Genomic DNA, 16,315 nt, shown 5'->3' on the forward strand with positions numbered 1-16,315 from the left:
GGTTTCCTCCGTTCGGCCGGCGGCACCATAGTGCAGCGGAGCTGGCTTGAGAAGCACCGCCTGAGCGGGCTGCCCACGGTCAAGCCGGGCGACCTCGTCATCATCCCCAAGGGCACGGCGCACGGCGGTACCAAGCCGATCAGCGGCCAGGTCAAGGCCAGCGCGATCAAGACGCCGCCGCAGGCGCCCGGCGAGGTCAAGCTGCTGGATTGACCCCTTCAGCCCTCCCGCTTGCGGGAGAGCTGAACTCGCGCCCTACCCGCGCCCATCCGACGCGGTCGGCCGCCACACCAGCAGCCGCCGCTCCACCAGTGTCACGGCGAAGTCGATCAGGATGACGAAGGCCGAGAGCACGAACATGCCGGCGAACACGCCGGCGACGTCGAACACGCCCTCGGCCTGCTGAATCAGATAGCCGAGCCCCGCCGCCGATCCCAGATATTCGCCGACGACCGCGCCGACGACGGCGAAGCCGACCGAGGTGTGCAGCGAGGAGAACATCCAGGACAGCGCCGACGGCCAATAGACGTGCTGCATCAACTGCCGCTCGCTCATGCCGAGCATGCGGCCATTGTCGAGCACGGTACGGCTGACTTCCTTCACACCCTGATAGACGTTGAAGAATACGATGAAGAACACCAGGGTGACGCCGAGCGCAACCTTGGACCAGATGCCAAGCCCGAGCCACAGCGCGAAGATCGGCGCCAGCACTACGCGCGGCAATGCGTTGACCATCTTCACGTAAGGATCGAACACCGCGGCGACCAGCGGCTGGCGTGCGAACCAGAAGCCGACCAGAACGCCGCCGAGCGATCCGATCACGAAGGCGAGGATCGATTCCGCCAGCGTGATCCCGAGATGCTTCCAAATCACGCCCGAGGCGAACCATTTCACGATCTGGCTGAACACGTCGAACGGGTTGGAGAAGAAGAACGGCGGCAGCAGGATCTTGCCGAACACGGGGACGGTCGACAGCACTTGCCACAGCACGATACAGATGACCGCGACCAGGACCTGCAGCGCAAACAGCGTCGGGCGCGACATCAGACCGCCCCCACCGCGTGAGTGGATTGCACGTAACCCTTCATCACCTCGTCCTTCAGCACGCTCCAGATCTCGCGATGGAGCGCGTGGAACTCCTTGTCCAGCCGCACCTCGAAGATGTCGCGCGGGCGCGGCAAGCTCACGCGCCAGTCGCCGATGATGCGCGAGGACGGCCCGGCCGACATGATCACCACGCGGTCGGCGAGCGCGATCGCTTCTTCCAGATCATGAGTCACGAACAGCACGGCCTTGCGGTCGGCGTTCCACAAGTCGAGCAGCAGGTTGCCCATGACTTGGCGCGTCTGCGCATCGAGCGGGCCGAACGGCTCGTCCATCAAGAGGATCTTGGGATCGCGGATCAACACCTGCGCCAGCGCCACGCGTTTGCGCTGGCCGCCCGAGAGCATGTGCGGGTAGCGGCCCGCAAAGGCGCCGAGGCCGACGGAGGTCAGCCATTTCCGCGCCTGCGGCAGTGCGTCACCGCGCGGCGTGCCCTTGATCTCGAGCCCGATCGCGACATTGTCGAGCGCGGTCTTCCAGGGGAACAGCGCGTCGGCCTGGAACAGGTAGCCGGCATCCTGGTTCAGCCCCGTCAGCGGCCGGTCGAATATCCTGACGCTGCCCGCCGCCGGCTTGAGCAGGCCGGCCGCGACGTTGAGCAGCGTCGATTTCCCACAGCCGGTCGGGCCGACGATGGCGACGAACTCGCCCTGCGCGACCGCAAGATGCGCCTTCTCCACCGCCGTATAGACCCGGCCGTCCCCCAGCCGGAACGCGACCTTGGCATCTTCCAGCGCCACTGCCGTGGGCGTTGTCATATGTTTTCTCCGAACTCAGGCCGATGCCTTAGCCTCTCGCGCGACCAAGTTCAATCAAGCCGCCAAGCGTGCTACGCATGCAGTGCCGCCGCTCTCTTACCCTCCCCTGGAGGGGGAGGGTCGGCTCACATTGAGCGCAGCGAAGTGTGAGACGGGGTGGGGTGACAGTCTCTCCACAGAATCGGTGCCCGCGCGGATAGATCACCCCACCGCGCCCGCGCTTCGCGCGAGCGACCCTCCCCTTCCAGGGGAGGATAAGAGAAAAGCGAGCCCCCGCGATGCCTTCCAAGCTGGCGATCAGCTACCAAGAGGTCACCAAGAGCTTCGGCTCCCTTAGGGCTGTGGACGATGTGTCGCTCGACGTCGCCGAGGGCGAGTTTGTGGCGATCGTCGGCGGCTCCGGCTCGGGCAAGACCACGCTGCTGCGGCTCGCCAACCGGTTGATCGAGGTCGACGGCGGCACCATCAGCGTCGAGAACGAGGACGTGCGGAATGTCGATCCGGTCGCGCTGCGGCGGCGGATCGGCTATGTCTTCCAGAGCGGCGGGCTGTTTCCGCATTTGAACGTCGCCGACAATATCGGGATCACACCGAAACTGCTGGGCATGTCGGCGGCGGATATCGCGGTGCGTGTCGACGAGCTGCTGGAGCTCGTGCAGCTCGACCGCGCTGCGCATCGCGACCGTCTTCCGGGGGCGCTCTCGGGCGGTCAATGCCAGCGCGTCGGCGTGGCGCGGGCGCTCGCGGCAAGGCCTCGCATCGTGTTGATGGACGAGCCCTTCGGCGCGCTCGATCCCCTCACCCGCGACGCACTCGGCGACGACTATCGTTCGCTGCATCGCAAGCTCGGCCTGACCACCGTGATGATCACCCATGACATGACGGAGGCGATTCTGCTCGCCGACCGCATCGCGGTGATGCGCAGTGGACATCTGCTCGCGCAAGGCACGCCCAATGAGCTCGCCAGGAGCGGAGACGCCTATGTGCTGGAGCTGTTGCGCACGCCGCGGCGCCAGGTCGAGCGGCTGAATGCGCTGCTGCCGCAGAGCGGTGCGGCATGAGCCTCTTCACCGATCCGCGCTGGGGCGAGGCGTTGGCACACCTGCCCGACTATCTCGGCAACCATGTGCGGGTGAGTCTCGCCGCGCTGGCGCTCGGCCTCGCCGTGAGCCTGCCGCTGGCGATCCTGACGCGCAACCGTCCGGCGCCGCGCGGCATCCTGCTCGCGTTCGCCAGCATCGTGCAAACCGTACCTGGGCTGGCGCTGCTTGCGCTGTTTTATCCGCTGCTGCTGCTAGCTGCTTCCGTCACGCTGGCCTGGTTCGGCCTTTCCTTCTCCGCGTTCGGCTTCCTGCCGGCGATGCTGGCGCTGGCGCTCTATTCGATGCTGCCGGTTCTGCGCAACGGCATCACCGGGCTCAACGGCATCGATCCATCGTTGATCGAGGCAGCCAAGGGCGTCGGCATGACCGCACGGCAGTCGCTTCTCATGGTCGAGCTGCCGCTGGCACTGCCGGTGATGATGGCCGGCATTCGCACCGCCGCAGTGTGGGTGATCGGCACCGCGACGCTCTCAACGCCGATCGGCCAGACCAGCCTCGGCAATTACATCTTCGCCGGGCTTCAGACCCAGAACTGGGTATTCGTGCTGTTCGGCTGTCTGGCCTCGGCCCTGCTCGCGCTCGCGGTCGATCAGCTGCTCGGCCAGATCGAGAGCGGCCTGCGCCGCCGCAGCCGCTTGCGCGCAGCGCTCGGCTGCGTCGGGATCGCGGCCCTCGTCGCCGCTACGCTGGTGCCGACCATGGGACGTTCATCGTCAGGCTACGTGGTCGGCGCAAAAACCTTCGCGGAGCAATATGTGCTGTCGGCGTTGATGAGGGACCGCCTCCAGGCGGCGAGCCTCTCGGCCACGGCGCGCTCCGGCCTCGGCTCCAGCGTGATCTTCGAGGCACTGAAGGCCGGCGATATCGATCTCTATGTCGATTATTCCGGCACGCTCTGGGCCAACCAGCTCCATCGCACCGACACCAAGCCGCGCCCCGAGCTGGTCGCCGAGCTGAAGACGACGCTCGCCAAGGACAACATCACCCTGCTCGGCGAGCTCGGCTTCGAGAATGCCTATGCGCTAGTGATGCCGAGACGGCGCGCCGAGGCGCTAGGCATCCGCAGCATCGCCGATCTCAGCGCACATGCCTCGACGCTGTCGATTGCCGGCGACTACGAGTTCTTCTCGCGTCCCGAATGGGCGGCGCTGCAAAAGGCCTACGGTCTTTCGTTCCGCGCCCAGCGCCAGATGCAGCCAGATTTCATGTATGCGGCCGTCGCCAGCGGCGAGGTCGACGTCATCGCCGGCTACACCAGCGACGGTTTGATCGCGAAATACGATCTCATCACGCTTGACGATCCCAAGCACGCGATCCCGCCCTACGACGCCATCCTGCTGCTGGCGCCGAAGCGCGCAGGTGACGAGCGGCTCAAGACGGCGCTGCAATCGCTGCTCGGCAAGATCGACATCGAGACCATGCGCGAAGCGAACTTACGCGCCAGCGGCAATGACGCGAACTCGTCGCCCGATGCGGTGGCGAGATGGCTGTGGGGGAAAGTGGGCGGACGATAGGTCCGGCCAGCTTGGCTTGAGCTCCGTCATCCTGAGGCGCGAGTAATGGGGCGCAGAGCGCCCCATCGGGAGCCTCGAAGGATGCACGGCCCCGATGCAGATGCAGCCGGACTGTCGCCCTTCGAGGGCCGCTGAAGAAGCGGCCACCTCAGGGTGACGGTCAAGAGTATCGCTTGTGGCAAGCAAGCCAGCTAAAGCCCCCGGATCATCCCCGCGTCGATCAGCAGCCGGTTCAGCCGCCGCGCCTCGGCGCCGTCCTTGCAGCCGTAGAAGATGCCCTTGCAGCGGAGCATGATCTCTTTCTGCACGGCGAAGGACGGATCGAGCGGAATGCCGGCGGCCTCCTGGATGACCAGCGGCAGATAGGGGCCGTCGATTGTGTCCATCACGGCTTCACTCTTCACCGGCTCGAAGTTGACGGCGTCGATGGCGTAATAGGTCGCGTAGAGGCGCGGATCGTAGGCATCGAGCTTCCTGCCGAGAGCGCCCTCGTCGAGCCCGGGCTCGAGGATAGCAGGCGCGAATTCCGGCTGATGATCGCCATAGCGCACGATCAGGAAGGGTTCACCCGGAAAGGTCTTCTTCAGGCCCGCGACGAAGGCCTTGTACTGCTCGGCGCTCATGGCCTGCCGGCGCAGATATTCGTCGATGGACGGCGCATTGCCCGGCGCGCGCCAGTTCGGCAGCAGGTCGGGACGGAAGCGGGTCTTCCAGGGAAAATGATTGGCACCGAGATAGATGAAGGTGAACAGCGGCCTGTTCGGCGGCTGCTGCCCCATCAGCTGAAGCGCCTTGTCGTAGAAGAAGCTGTCGGGCTCGACATCCTTGGCGCCGAGGTCCTTGGAATCGAGGAAGCGCTCGATGCCGGTCGTCATCTGGAAGCTGCGCGCGCCCATGAAGCCGCCGTGGGCAGGATAGAGCGATAGCGTGTCGTAGCCGCAACGGCGCAGCGCGAGCGGCAGGCCACGCTCGACCCGGTTGGAGGCGATGCGCGTCACGAAATAGGCGAAGCGACCGAACGAGCGCGAGGAGAGCCCCGCGAGCACATTGTATTCGGTGAACCAGCTCGGCCCGCCGTTGCTCTCGGCGAGGAACGAGCGCTGCTTGCCGTCCCACGACTTGAAATGGCTGCCGTAGCCCTGGGGCACCTTGATGCCCTGCGCGGCGCGGATGTCGAAGCTCGATTCATCATGGATCATGATGATGTTGGGCCGGCGACCCGCGGGATGACAGGCATCGACCAGCGGCATGTTGAGCCGCTCGCTGTTCGCGGCAGCAGCCTCCATGAAACCGTATTGGACGAAGTCGGAGACCGCAGTCACGCCGGAGCGGAAGAACTTCGACAGATAGCCGTCGTCGTAATAGCCGCGCCAGGCCTCGTCCGGATGGTAGAGTGAATAGCCGACCAGCGCGGCGAGACAGGCGAGCTTGCAGGCCAGTGCCGGCAGGCGGCGGATGCGGAACGGATCGAGCCACCACAGCGCATACATCAGCGGCAGCGTGACGAGGCCGGCCAGGATCACCGACCAGCGCAAATTCGGGAAGATCGTGAACAAGAACGCCACGGTGTCGCGGTCGATCATCATCAGGTCGATGAAGTTGACCGTCATCTGCACGACATCGTGCTTGAGCCGCGACAGCAGCACCAGCACCACGACCATGGTCAGCGACAACGCGCCCGACAGCGCCGGCCGCCGCAGCAGCGTGATCCAGAAGAAGTTGAGGATGCCCCAGGCCAATGCGAAGGACAGGCGCGAGCCGAAATCGATCTCGGTCTCGTACATCAGGGCGAGCGCTGCCAGATGCGGCGCTGCAACGGCGAGCAGCCGCCAGATGCCGAGCGCGGCGACGCTCGCCAGCACGGCAGTCGTGGCAGAAGGACCTGGATTGGGCGCGGACGCCATCAACGACACGCAACTCTGGTCCGGCGCGGTGATGCCAAGCCGTCTGGCCAGCCTGAAAACGGCCAGGGCGTCCGGGGCAGCCGGAAGCCTGCACCGTGTCATAAAACTGTAACGGAACGGTCAAGGACAGGCAACGCGCGGTGCGGTCCGATCTTCGCTTAATGTTAGTGGGCTGCACCGCACGGCATCGGCCGGAGCCGCTCGCCCGCTAGGGCCTTGCGATCCCGGAGATGAAAAGATCGATCACCTCTTCCGCCATCCGTTCGATCTCACCCTCCTCGACGCCCCAACGCGGAAAATGGCCGTCGAGATTCATCCGGGCAAAACCGTAGACCAGGGCGCGGCCGGCGATCTGGATGCGCTTGAGGTCGGCCGTCCGCAGCAGGCCCTGCGCAGCCGCGTCAGCCAGCATCTGCTCCGTCAGCGCGATCAGCTCGGCATTGTCGCGGGTCAGCTCGGCGGAGCTGCCATGGACGAAATAGCGCCCGGTGGAGATGATTTCGAAATGAGCGGGATTGCGCATCGCCCAGCGCAGGTAAGCGAGCCCGAAGGCGCGGAAACGGGCGAGCGGGCCGGCGGCCGGAGCCTCGCGCAGCGCCGCCTCGATCTCGGCACGAAAACGCCGCTGCGCCTCCTCCGCCACTGCAGCCATGAGGGCATCGCGGTTCGGAAAGTGTCGGAACGGCGCACCGGGCGACACCGCGGCGCGGCGCGCGGCCTCACGGACAGAGACCTCCGCTCCCTCCGCCGCGAGCTGCAGCGCAGCATCGATCAGGACGCGGCGGAGGTCGCCGTGATGATACGACCTGGCTTGGGCGGCGCCGCGGCGGGCGCGCGGCTTGGACGGCTGTCGGGCGGGCATGGCACGTCCTAGCATCACCCGAACGTGAATGTAAGCAGCGATTACACTGTTGACCGAGGCGCGACACCGAAATGTAATCAGCGATTACATAAGGGAGGAAGTCAGCATGCCGCAACGTCAAGGCTGGTTCGAAGGCCGGCGGCTGCTTGCCGCCCTCACCCTTAGTCTGGTCGTCCTCAGCCTGTGGATCGCCTCGATGAGGCAATTCGAGGTCGAGGGCGTGCGGATGGTTATCCGGTTTACCGCACGCAGCTCGCTGCTGCTGTTCTGCCTCGCCTTCAGCGCCGCGGCGCTGGCGCGGCTTTGGCGCAATGGCTGGACGCGCTGGCAACGCCGCAACCGCCGCTATCTCGGCCTGAGCTTTGCCGCGTCCCACGCCATCCATGCGGTCGCGATCATCGCCTTCGCCAGGATGGATCCAGCCGGCTTCGCGGAGGCCACCTCGCCCGCTTCGTACATTTTCGGCGGAGTGGGCTATGCCGTCATTATTGCCATGAGCGCGACCTCGTTCGACCGCGCCGCCGCGCTCATCGGGCCCCGCGCCTGGCGTATGCTGCATCTTGCCGGCGGCTATTATCTCTGGCTCCAGTTCATGGTTTCGTTCGGCAAGCGCGTGCCCGCGATGCCGCTCTATGCCGTCTTCCTCCTTCCGCTCCTGATCGTGATGGCGCTGCGCATGATCGCGATGGCTCGCCATCCGCGCGGGCGAACCGTTGCGGCGGGCTGAAGCAACTGTGTTATTGCGGCAGCAAGCCGAGCCGCTTGGCAATGATGCGGTCGAGCGTCCGTTTCGGCAGCAGGGCGCCGATCAGATGGCGCAGCGGGTCCGGCGTGATCTGGTAGCGCACCTTGGGGCTTGCCGCGGTCAGTGCGTCGAGTACGATTTCGGCGATGCGCTCGGCCGGCAGGCCCTTGGCGCCGAGCTCCATCATGAACGCCATGACCTTGTTGAGCGCCGGCAGATAGGGCGAGTTCTGGTAGACGGAGAGATCAATCTGTTCGGCCTTGCTCCAGATCGGCGTCTTGACCGCGCCGGGCGCGATGATGATGACGTCGATCCCGAACAGCATCAGCTCGCGGCGCAGGCTTTCCGACAGTCCCTCGATGGCGTGCTTGGAGGTACAGTAAGGCGCCGACAGCGGATTGCCGTTCTTGCCGGCCACCGAGCTGATCATCACGATCCGTCCCTTCGGCCCCTTCAGCGACGGGTCCGCGCCGAGCAGCGGCCCAAACGCCTGTGTCGCGATGACCGGGCCGATGACGTTGACGTCCATCTGGCGGCGGAAATCATCCGCTGACAACTCGAGCACGGGACCGGCGACCGCGATGCCGGCATTGTTGACGAGGCCGGCCAGCGTCTCACCGCCCAGCGCCTCCCGGATTGTTCGCGCGGCTGCGAGGACCGCGGCCTCGTCGGTGACGTCGAACAGCAGGGGTGTGAAACTGGCGCCGAACTCATCCTTGAGCCGGTCGGCGTCCGCCTGCTTGCGGACGCTGCCGAAGACGCGGTAGCCGCGCCCGATCAGAACCTTGGCCACGGCCCAACCGATGCCCGTGGACACGCCGGTGACGACGACAGACCGCATGGTCCTCCCCTCCAGTTCCGGCGATCATGTAGGAGAAAGGTGCCAGGACGCAATGGCACGTGGCTCGCGATACGCGTGATGAGATTGCGGATGAAGAGCCGAATGCGTGCCCCTGAAGACGCAGACGTTTTGGCGCTGGAAAGGCCGCGAGAGAGCCTGAGAAGCGACGCGAATTCAAGAAAATGGTTTAAGCGTCAGTCCTTCGCGTTCAGGATATGCTTCAGCTCGCGAAGAATTTGAATGAAGCAGCAATGCTTCGTGGGAGAATGAAAGAGCGAGACCGCCGTTTGCGATCTCGCTCAACAGTAATTGCGAAGGTTTAAGATTTGGTTTGACGAGCGAAGCTCGTGTTTTCGCTCGTGTCCGGACAAGCGAAGCGAAGCGCAGAGCCGGGACCCAGCCGCAATGGGCCCCGGCTCGGCAGCGCACCACTTGCGTGCTGCACTGCGTCCGGGGAGCGCGACTTAGTTCTTGCTCTTGTCGACCAGCGCGCCCTTCTTGATCCAGGGCATCATGTCGCGCAGCTTGGCGCCGACTTCCTCGATCGGGTGCGCGGCGAGCTTGGCGCGGGTCGCCTTGAACGAGGTCTGGTTGACCTTGTTCTCGAGCATCCAGTCGCGGGCGAACTTGCCGCCCTGGATGTCGGCCAGAACCTTGCGCATCTCCTTCTTGGTCTCGTCGGTGATGATGCGCGGACCGGTGACGTACTCGCCGTACTCGGCGGTGTTGGAGATCGAGTAGTTCATGTTGGCGATGCCGCCTTCATAGATCAGGTCGACGATCAGCTTCACTTCGTGCAGGCACTCGAAATAGGCCATCTCCGGCGCGTAGCCGGCTTCGACCAGGGTCTCGTAGCCGCCCTTGATCAGTTCGACCAGGCCGCCGCAGAGCACCACCTGCTCGCCGAACAGGTCGGTCTCGCACTCTTCCTTGAAGGTGGTCTCGATGATGCCGGCGCGGCCGCCGCCGATGGCGGAAGCATAGGACAGACCGAGGTCATGAGCGTTGCCCGAGACGTCCTTGGCGATCGCGATCAGGCAGGGCACGCCGCCGCCGCGCTGATACTCCGAGCGCACGGTGTGGCCGGGGCCCTTCGGCGCGATCATCAGTACGTCGAGGTCGGCGCGCGGATCGAGCAGGTTGAAATGGACGTTGAGGCCGTGCGCGAACACGAGGGCGGCGCCCTTCTTCATGTTGTCGTGCAGGTGCTCGCGATAGATATCGCCCTGCAGCTCGTCGGGGGTCAGCATCATGACGAGGTCGGCCCATTTGGCGGCTTCCGCAACTTCCAGCACCTTGAAGCCGGCAGCTTCCGCCTTCTTGGCCGAGGCCGAGCCCTTGCGCAGTGCAATGGCGACTTCCTTGACGCCGGAATCCTTCAGGTTGAGCGCATGGGCGTGGCCCTGGCTGCCATAGCCGACGATGGCGACCTTCTTGCCCTTGATCAGGTTCAGGTCGGCGTCGCGATCGTAATAAACACGCATAGTCGTTTCCTCGTTCAGGGCCGAAAATCGGCCAATGGTCAATGTCCGAAGGGTGAAATTTGCGGATTTCGGGGGCTGTCTAGAGCATTTTTAGCCCCGAGGGAAACCCGTTTCTGCATGGAAATCCGCGACATCATGCATCCATGAAAACGGGGTAGAGGGAAGCGAGCAGCAGGATCGCCATCAGGATATTGAAGGCGCGCACCAGCCGCTCGGAGGTCAGTACCGGTCGTAGTGCAGTGCCGAACAGGGCCCAGACCACGGTCGAGACCGTGCCTACGATGAGGCTGATCACGGTCTGGATGGCGATGTTGATCGGGAATTGAGCGATCGCAGCATAGGCGGTGATGGTACCGATCACGATCACCCAGCCCTTGGCATTGATCCACTGGAACATGGCCGCGCCCCAGAAGGTCATCGGGCCGCGACCTTCTTCCTCGCCCGGCTTGGCCGGACCGGCCATAGCGATCATGGCGGCCAGGTAAATCAGGTAAGCAGCGCCGGCATATTTCAGGATGGTCTGGAGGATCGGATAGGCCAGGAACACGGTGCCGAGCCCGAGGCCGACCGCAGCCACCATGAAGGCAAAGCCGATGACGATTCCGACGATATGAGGAATGGTACGGCGGAAACCGTAGGTCAGGCCCGAGGACAGCAGCATGATGTTGTTCGGGCCGGGCGTGAAGTACATCACGACCATGAAGATGAGGAAGGCATAGAACAGCGATTGGGACATGCTCACCTCATGCGGTCTTCGGCAGGACTTGCGGGCGCTTCGCCAGCACCATCACGGCGATACCACCGATCACGGTCAGCATGCCGGCGAGGCGCAGCGGGCCGAACCGTTCGCCGAACACGATGCTGGAGGCAGCCGAGCCGACGAACGGCACCAGCAGCGCGAACGGCACCACTTGCGCGGCGGGATAGTCGCGCAGCAGGCGGCCCCACAGCCAATAGGCGATGCTGGTGGAGATGCCGCCGAGCATCAGCATGCAGAGAGCCGACGTCAGCGACATGTGCGCCAGCGATGTCCAGGTCGGCGCCGGCCCATTGGTGATCAGTGCCAGCACGAACAGCGGCACGGCCGAAGCGAGGCACAGCCAGGCAAACAGGTCGAACATCGGCACGCCGCGCGCGCCGCGCAGCAGGAGATTGCCGACGGCAAAGCTGAGCGGCGAGATCATCAGCACCGCAAAGGCGGCAACGCTGAAATCATAGCCGACGGTGCCGCAAATCATCAAAAGGCCGGCCGCAGCAATGACGATGCCCAGCGTCTGCATCGGCGTCGGCCGCTCACCAAACGCGATCGCGGCAAAGCCGATCGTGAACAGCGCCTGGCTCTGCACCACGACAGAGGTCAGGCCCACCGGCACGCCGTGGGCGATGCCGTAGGCCTGCGACAGGAACTGACCGAGGAACAGCGTGAAGCTGATCGCCAGCAGCAGCGACCAGGCGACTTTCGGCTTGGGAATGAACAGGCACGGCACCGCGGCGATCGTAAATCGCAAGGCCGTCATCAGCTCCGGCGACAGCTCGTCGAGCGCGATCCGGCTCGCCACGAAGGCAAGCCCCCAGATAATCGCCACCATCATGGCGATGAGGATGTCGGCCGGCTTCATTGTTGTTCCGGTTCTGCCTTGTCGTGCAGCCCTGTTTGTTGTTCTTGTCTAGCCTTGCTCGCCGGCTTTCGGTTTCCGCAGCAGATACGTGCCGTGCATCGGCGCGTGGTAGTCGGCCGAGACAAGCGTGAAGCCGACGTCGGTCAGCATCCGCTCCATGACCCAGCCGAAGGTGGAATATTCGTCGCGCATATGCGTCACCACGCCCTCGCGCGAGAAATCGTGGTTCTTGATCTGGAAGTCGGCCCATTGCTCGACATCGCGCTCGACCGCGTCAGGCATCGCGGTGTAGACGATATCGCGCAGATAAAAGCTCGCGCCCGGCTTCAGCGCGCGATAGATCCGCGACATCGCCACCGCCTTCCAGAAATCCGGCAGATGGTGCAGGGTGAACTCGCTGACGATCAGGTCGTAGGACGCCGGGCGATAGGCGAAGCTGAGCAGCCCGGCTGATTGCGTGCGCACGGGCGCCTTGCGATCGCGGGCATAGATCTCGGCGAGCGCCAGCATCGCGGGTGAGATGTCGATGGCATCGACCTCGGCGCCCATCAGCGCGGCTTCGGTCGCCAGCACGCCGTTGCCGCAGCCGATATCGGCGATACGCCAGCCGCGCTGCACACCGAGCACCTTCAGCGCGGCGCGCGCCCGCAGATCGGCATCGTCATGGTTGTCGTAGATCGACGCCACAGCGGGCTCGATCCCCATCCGGTTCCGCTCGTTATAGTACCAGTCGCGCGCCAGCATGGTTCACATCCCTTCGGGCCCGCGACCGATCGCGGCAACGCCGGTGCGCGACACCTCGACAAGGCCGAGCGGGCGCATCAAGTCGATAAATTGATTGATCTTGTCCGTATTGCCTGTGATCTCGAACACAAAGCTCTCGGTGGTGGCATCGATCACCCGGGCGCGGAACGCGTCCGCCAGCCTGAGCGCCTCGACCCGATGCTCGCCCTGCCCGCGCACCTTCACCATCGCGAGCTCGCGCTCGATCGAGCGCTTGGTCTGGGTCATGTCGACGACCTGGTAGACCGGGATCATGCGGTCGAGCTGGTGCTTGATCTGCTCGATCACCATCGGCGTGCCCGTGGTGACGATGGTGATGCGCGACAGATGCTTCTGGGCCTCGGTCTCCGAGACCGTGAGGCTCTCGATGTTGTAACCGCGGCCCGAGAACAGGCCGATGACGCGCGCAAGCACGCCCGGCTCGTTCTGCACGAGCACCGCGAGCGTGTGCGTCTCGTTGGGATCGTGACGGTCCTCGATGAAATAGGCGGATGCGGGCTGGTTCATTGTCGTCCCCTCTTGTCTCTCCGTCACGCCATCGCTGGCGCGTCCGTCCCGACCCAACGGCGGAACAGATCGAAATCGATATTGCCGCCGCTGAGCACGAGACCGACGCGCTTGCCCGACAGCTTTGTCTTCTCCTGAAGTGCCGCAGCGAGCGCGGCGGCGCCGGCGCCTTCGGCCAGATTGTGCGTATCGGTCCAGTAGGCGCGGATTGCGGCCGCGACCTCGTCGTCGGTGACCTTTACGATGTGCGAGGCGCCCTTGCGGATCAGTGCGAACGCATCCGCGTCCGGAATGCGCGTCGCCATGCCGTCGGCGAGCGTGTTGCTGGTCTCGGTCGTCGCGATCTTGCCGGCCGCGAACGACAGCGCATAGGACGGCGCTTCCGTCGACTGCACGCCGACAATCTCGGTCTTCAGGCCGAGCAGGTCGCGAGCCATGATGCAGCCGCAGATGCCGGAGCCCTGCCCGATCGGCACGTAGAGGATGTCGAGATCGGGGGCGGACCTGAACAACTCGAGCGCATAGGTGGCGACGCCGAGCACGAGATCGGGATGGAACGACGGCACCATGTGCAATCCGGTAAACTGGGCGCGTCGCTGGGCCTCTTCGGCTGCCGCCTGAAAGTCCTCGCCATGCTCGACCAGCTCGGCGCCGAAAGCCTTCATCGCGCGGTTCTTCTCGACCGAGTTGCCGCGCGGCACATAGATCACCGCCGGCACGCCATGGCGCCCCGCCGCGAAGGCCAGACTTTGGCCGTGGTTGCCGCGCGTCGCCGAAATGATGCCTGATGTCTTCGGCCGTTCGCGCTTCAGCCGTTCGAGATAGACGAGGCCGCCGCGCACCTTGAAGGCGCCGATCGGCGTGTGGTTCTCGTGCTTGACCACGACCTCGGTGCCGAGCCGACGGGCGAGTAGCGGCCAGGCATGCGCCGGCGTTGCCGGCACCGCCTGCCCCACGATCGCATGTGCGCGCTCGAGCTCCGTCAGGTCGAACATGATAGCCCTTCCGTCGACCATCTCTGGCAGCCGTCTTCCCCGCGAAGGTGGGGATCCAGTATTCCAGAGGCCCCCGAGATTGATCGAGAGGCCGCGGCATACTGGATCGCCCGGTCAAGCCGGGCGATGACAGCGGAGTTCGTGGCTATCGCGCTCACACCAGCGCCTTGCCGGCGGCGAACGCCTTGGCCGTCGCTTCGTCGTTGGCCTGCTCCGGCAGCAGCATCTCGTTATGCGCCTTGCCGGAGGGGATCATCGGGAAACAGTTTTCAAGGGCGGCGACGCGGCAGTCGAACAGCACCGGGCGCTTGACCGAGATCATTTCCTTGATGGCGCCATCGAGATCGGCCGGCTTGTGTACCTGGAGGCCGACGGCGCCATAGGCTTCCGCGAGCTTGACGAAATCCGGGAGCGCCTCCGAGTACGAATGTGACAGGCGATTGCCGTGCAGCAGCTGCTGCCACTGCCGCACCATGCCCATGTACTGGTTGTTCAGGATGAAGATCTTGATCGGCAGCTCGTACTGCACCGCCGTCGACATCTCCTGCATCGTCATCTGCACCGAGGCGTCGCCCGCAATGTCGATGACGAGACTATCGGGATGGGCAACCTGCACGCCGACGGCGGCCGGCAGGCCGTAGCCCATGGTGCCGAGACCGCCTGACGTCATCCAGCGGTGCGGCTCCTCGAAGCCGTAGAACTGCGCCGCCCACATCTGGTGCTGGCCGACCTCGGTCGTGATGTACGTATCCTTGCCGCGCGTCGCCTCGAACAGGCTCTGGATCGCGTGCTGCGGCAGGATGACGTCGTTGCTCTTCTTGTAGTAGAGCGAATTGCGGGCGCGCCACTGCGCGATCTGCTGCCACCACGTCTTGATGTCGGGCTTCTTCGCCTCCGCCTTGAACACCTGGAGGATGTCGCCGAGGATGTTGCCGCAGTCGCCGATGATCGGCACGTCGACGCGGATGTTCTTGTTGATCGAGGACGGGTCGATGTCGACGTGGATCTTCTTCGAGCCCGGCGAGAACGCATCGACGCGGCCGGTGATACGGTCGTCGAAGCGCGCGCCGACGCACAGCATGACGTCGCAATCATGCATGGTCATGTTGGCCTCGTAGGTGCCGTGCATGCCGAGCATGCCGAGCCAGTTCTTGCCCGACGCAGGGTATGCGCCGAGGCCCATCAGCGTCGAAGTGATCGGAAAGCCGGTGACCTCGACCAGCTCGCGCAGCAGCTTGGTCGCCTCGGGGCCGGAATTGATCACGCCGCCGCCGCTGTAGATCACGGGACGCTTGGCGTTCGCGAGCAGTGCCACGGCCTTGCGGATCTGCGTGGCATCGCCTTTCACGCGCGGTGCGTAGGACCGGTGCACGTCCGACTTGCGCGGCGGATGATAGGTACCGGTCGCGAACTGCACGTCCTTGGGCACGTCGACCAGCACCGGGCCCGGCCGGCCCGAGGTGGCGACATAGAAGGCTTCGTGCAGCACCTTGGCGAGATCGTTGACGTCGCGCACCAGCCAGTTGTGCTTGGTGCAGGGGCGCGTGATGCCCACCGTGTCGCACTCCTGGAAGGCGTCATTGCCGATCAGATGCGTCGGCACCTGGCCGGAGATGCAGACCAGCGGGATCGAGTCCATCAGCGCGTCCGTCAGCGGCGTCACCATGTTGGTGGCGCCGGGACCGGAGGTCACCAGCGCGACGCCGGGCTTGCCGGTCGAACGTGCATAGCCCTCGGCAGCATGGCCCGCGCCCTGCTCGTGGCGGACCAGGATGTGCTGGACCTCGCTCTGTTGGAAGATCTCGTCATAAATCGGAAGCACCGCGCCGCCGGGATAGCCGAAAATGTCGGTCACGCCATGATCGATCAGCGCACGGACGATCATTGCGGCGCCGGTCATCTGGTTCGGATCGTGGCTCTTCTCGCTCATTGGCTTGCTCCGGATGCGCTGTTGCCAGCGGCTTCATTCGTGTCGGGTTCGGGAAATAAAAAAGGCCCCGAAGAGGGCCCACGCACACCGCCTGTCTTGTGGATGGCAGCTAGCCACCCCCGGCGGTGTGCCTGGGTACGACGGCGATAAGGAGGATGATAATAAT

The 16,315-nt window shown here is 64.8% G+C and carries 16 protein-coding genes; 4 read left to right on the top strand and 12 right to left on the bottom strand.

Translation table 11 applies throughout. The annotated features are described in order from the left end of the window. The first annotated feature begins 30 nt into the window (after positions 1–30). Complete coding sequence (locus ACVIIV_RS36905; protein ID WP_456748589.1) at positions 31–213, top strand: hypothetical protein; 183 nt, start codon at positions 31–33, stop codon at positions 211–213. Positions 214–255: 42 nt separating this feature from the next. On the opposite strand, the gene ACVIIV_RS36910 is transcribed toward ACVIIV_RS36905, so the two are convergent. Both ACVIIV_RS36910 and ACVIIV_RS36915 read right to left on the bottom strand, forming a co-directional pair. Further along, positions 256–1,044: an ABC transporter permease gene (locus tag ACVIIV_RS36910; protein ID WP_456748590.1), complete on the bottom strand. Its 789-nt coding sequence runs from the start codon at positions 1,042–1,044 to the stop codon at positions 256–258. Further along, positions 1,044–1,862 carry an ABC transporter ATP-binding protein gene (locus ACVIIV_RS36915; protein ID WP_456748591.1) on the bottom strand — a complete coding sequence of 273 codons (819 nt, stop codon included), beginning with the start codon at positions 1,860–1,862 and terminating at the stop codon, positions 1,044–1,046. Before ACVIIV_RS36915 ends, ACVIIV_RS36910 begins: the two co-directional genes overlap by 1 nt. A gap of 278 nt (positions 1,863–2,140) precedes the next feature. On the opposite strand from ACVIIV_RS36915, the gene ACVIIV_RS36920 reads away from it, so the two are divergent. After that, complete coding sequence (locus ACVIIV_RS36920; RefSeq protein WP_456748592.1) at positions 2,141–2,923, top strand: ATP-binding cassette domain-containing protein; 783 nt, start codon at positions 2,141–2,143, stop codon at positions 2,921–2,923. Continuing rightward, positions 2,920–4,479: a glycine betaine ABC transporter substrate-binding protein gene (locus ACVIIV_RS36925; RefSeq protein WP_456748593.1), complete on the top strand. Its 1,560-nt coding sequence runs from the start codon at positions 2,920–2,922 to the stop codon at positions 4,477–4,479. The genes ACVIIV_RS36920 and ACVIIV_RS36925 overlap by 4 nt, the downstream gene beginning before the upstream one ends. A 191-nt stretch (positions 4,480–4,670) precedes the next feature. On the opposite strand, the gene ACVIIV_RS36930 is transcribed toward ACVIIV_RS36925, so the two are convergent. Next, positions 4,671–6,383, bottom strand: coding sequence for a sulfatase-like hydrolase/transferase (locus tag ACVIIV_RS36930; protein WP_456748594.1), 1,713 nt, complete (start codon positions 6,381–6,383; stop codon positions 4,671–4,673). A gap of 208 nt (positions 6,384–6,591) precedes the next feature. Continuing rightward, complete coding sequence (locus tag ACVIIV_RS36935) at positions 6,592–7,245, bottom strand: TetR/AcrR family transcriptional regulator (protein ID WP_456748595.1); 654 nt, start codon at positions 7,243–7,245, stop codon at positions 6,592–6,594. A 106-nt stretch (positions 7,246–7,351) separates the two neighbouring features. Here ACVIIV_RS36935 and ACVIIV_RS36940 point away from each other — a divergent pair, with 106 nt between their 5' ends. Then, a complete protein-coding gene (locus ACVIIV_RS36940) occupies positions 7,352–7,972 on the top strand; it encodes a hypothetical protein (protein WP_456748596.1) in 621 nt (206 codons plus the stop codon). Positions 7,973–7,982: 10 nt separating this feature from the next. Here the strand turns inward: ACVIIV_RS36940 and ACVIIV_RS36945 are convergent, their stop codons facing one another. The 8 genes from ACVIIV_RS36945 to ACVIIV_RS36980 form a co-directional block, all read right to left on the bottom strand. Further along, positions 7,983–8,831: an SDR family oxidoreductase gene (locus ACVIIV_RS36945; protein ID WP_456748597.1), complete on the bottom strand. Its 849-nt coding sequence runs from the start codon at positions 8,829–8,831 to the stop codon at positions 7,983–7,985. A gap of 464 nt (positions 8,832–9,295) precedes the next feature. Further along, positions 9,296–10,315 (bottom strand): ketol-acid reductoisomerase, encoded by a 1,020-nt coding sequence (gene ilvC / locus ACVIIV_RS36950; RefSeq protein ID WP_027577255.1) that lies wholly within the window; start codon positions 10,313–10,315, stop codon positions 9,296–9,298. Between the two features lie 133 nt (positions 10,316–10,448). Then, positions 10,449–11,051, bottom strand: coding sequence for a LysE family translocator (locus ACVIIV_RS36955; RefSeq protein ID WP_456748598.1), 603 nt, complete (start codon positions 11,049–11,051; stop codon positions 10,449–10,451). 7 nt (positions 11,052–11,058) lie between these two features. Further along, positions 11,059–11,934, bottom strand: coding sequence for an EamA family transporter (locus tag ACVIIV_RS36960; protein WP_456748599.1), 876 nt, complete (start codon positions 11,932–11,934; stop codon positions 11,059–11,061). Between the two features lie 48 nt (positions 11,935–11,982). Next, complete coding sequence (locus ACVIIV_RS36965; RefSeq protein ID WP_456748600.1) at positions 11,983–12,678, bottom strand: class I SAM-dependent methyltransferase; 696 nt, start codon at positions 12,676–12,678, stop codon at positions 11,983–11,985. A 3-nt stretch (positions 12,679–12,681) separates the two neighbouring features. Continuing rightward, positions 12,682–13,224: an acetolactate synthase small subunit gene (gene ilvN, locus ACVIIV_RS36970; protein WP_195802995.1), complete on the bottom strand. Its 543-nt coding sequence runs from the start codon at positions 13,222–13,224 to the stop codon at positions 12,682–12,684. Positions 13,225–13,247: 23 nt separating this feature from the next. Continuing rightward, positions 13,248–14,219: a threonine dehydratase gene (locus ACVIIV_RS36975; protein WP_456748601.1), complete on the bottom strand. Its 972-nt coding sequence runs from the start codon at positions 14,217–14,219 to the stop codon at positions 13,248–13,250. Positions 14,220–14,373: 154 nt separating this feature from the next. After that, positions 14,374–16,149, bottom strand: coding sequence for an acetolactate synthase 3 large subunit (locus ACVIIV_RS36980; RefSeq protein WP_456748602.1), 1,776 nt, complete (start codon positions 16,147–16,149; stop codon positions 14,374–14,376). Between the last annotated feature and the right edge of the window lie 166 nt (positions 16,150–16,315).

It is taken from the genome of Bradyrhizobium sp. USDA 4354 (genome assembly GCF_054060315.1).

Excerpts from the sequence above, each read along its gene's own strand:
- ACVIIV_RS36910 (WP_456748590.1), bottom strand. The coding sequence starts at position 1,044 with ATGTCGCGCCCGACGCTGTTTGCGCTGCAGGTCCTGGTCGCGGTCATC.
- ACVIIV_RS36915 (WP_456748591.1), bottom strand. The coding sequence starts at position 1,862 with ATGACAACGCCCACGGCAGTGGCGCTGGAAGATGCCAAGGTCGCGTTC.
- ACVIIV_RS36920 (WP_456748592.1), top strand. The coding sequence starts at position 2,141 with ATGCCTTCCAAGCTGGCGATCAGCTACCAAGAGGTCACCAAGAGCTTC.
- ACVIIV_RS36925 (WP_456748593.1), top strand. The coding sequence starts at position 2,920 with ATGAGCCTCTTCACCGATCCGCGCTGGGGCGAGGCGTTGGCACACCTG.
- ACVIIV_RS36930 (WP_456748594.1), bottom strand. The coding sequence starts at position 6,383 with ATGGCGTCCGCGCCCAATCCAGGTCCTTCTGCCACGACTGCCGTGCTG.
- ACVIIV_RS36935 (WP_456748595.1), bottom strand. The coding sequence starts at position 7,245 with ATGCCCGCCCGACAGCCGTCCAAGCCGCGCGCCCGCCGCGGCGCCGCC.
- ACVIIV_RS36940 (WP_456748596.1), top strand. The coding sequence starts at position 7,352 with ATGCCGCAACGTCAAGGCTGGTTCGAAGGCCGGCGGCTGCTTGCCGCC.
- ACVIIV_RS36945 (WP_456748597.1), bottom strand. The coding sequence starts at position 8,831 with ATGCGGTCTGTCGTCGTCACCGGCGTGTCCACGGGCATCGGTTGGGCC.
- ilvC (WP_027577255.1), bottom strand. The coding sequence starts at position 10,315 with ATGCGTGTTTATTACGATCGCGACGCCGACCTGAACCTGATCAAGGGC.
- ACVIIV_RS36955 (WP_456748598.1), bottom strand. The coding sequence starts at position 11,051 with ATGTCCCAATCGCTGTTCTATGCCTTCCTCATCTTCATGGTCGTGATG.
- ACVIIV_RS36960 (WP_456748599.1), bottom strand. The coding sequence starts at position 11,934 with ATGAAGCCGGCCGACATCCTCATCGCCATGATGGTGGCGATTATCTGG.
- ACVIIV_RS36965 (WP_456748600.1), bottom strand. The coding sequence starts at position 12,678 with ATGCTGGCGCGCGACTGGTACTATAACGAGCGGAACCGGATGGGGATC.
- ilvN (WP_195802995.1), bottom strand. The coding sequence starts at position 13,224 with ATGAACCAGCCCGCATCCGCCTATTTCATCGAGGACCGTCACGATCCC.
- ACVIIV_RS36975 (WP_456748601.1), bottom strand. The coding sequence starts at position 14,219 with ATGTTCGACCTGACGGAGCTCGAGCGCGCACATGCGATCGTGGGGCAG.
- ACVIIV_RS36980 (WP_456748602.1), bottom strand. The coding sequence starts at position 16,149 with ATGAGCGAGAAGAGCCACGATCCGAACCAGATGACCGGCGCCGCAATG.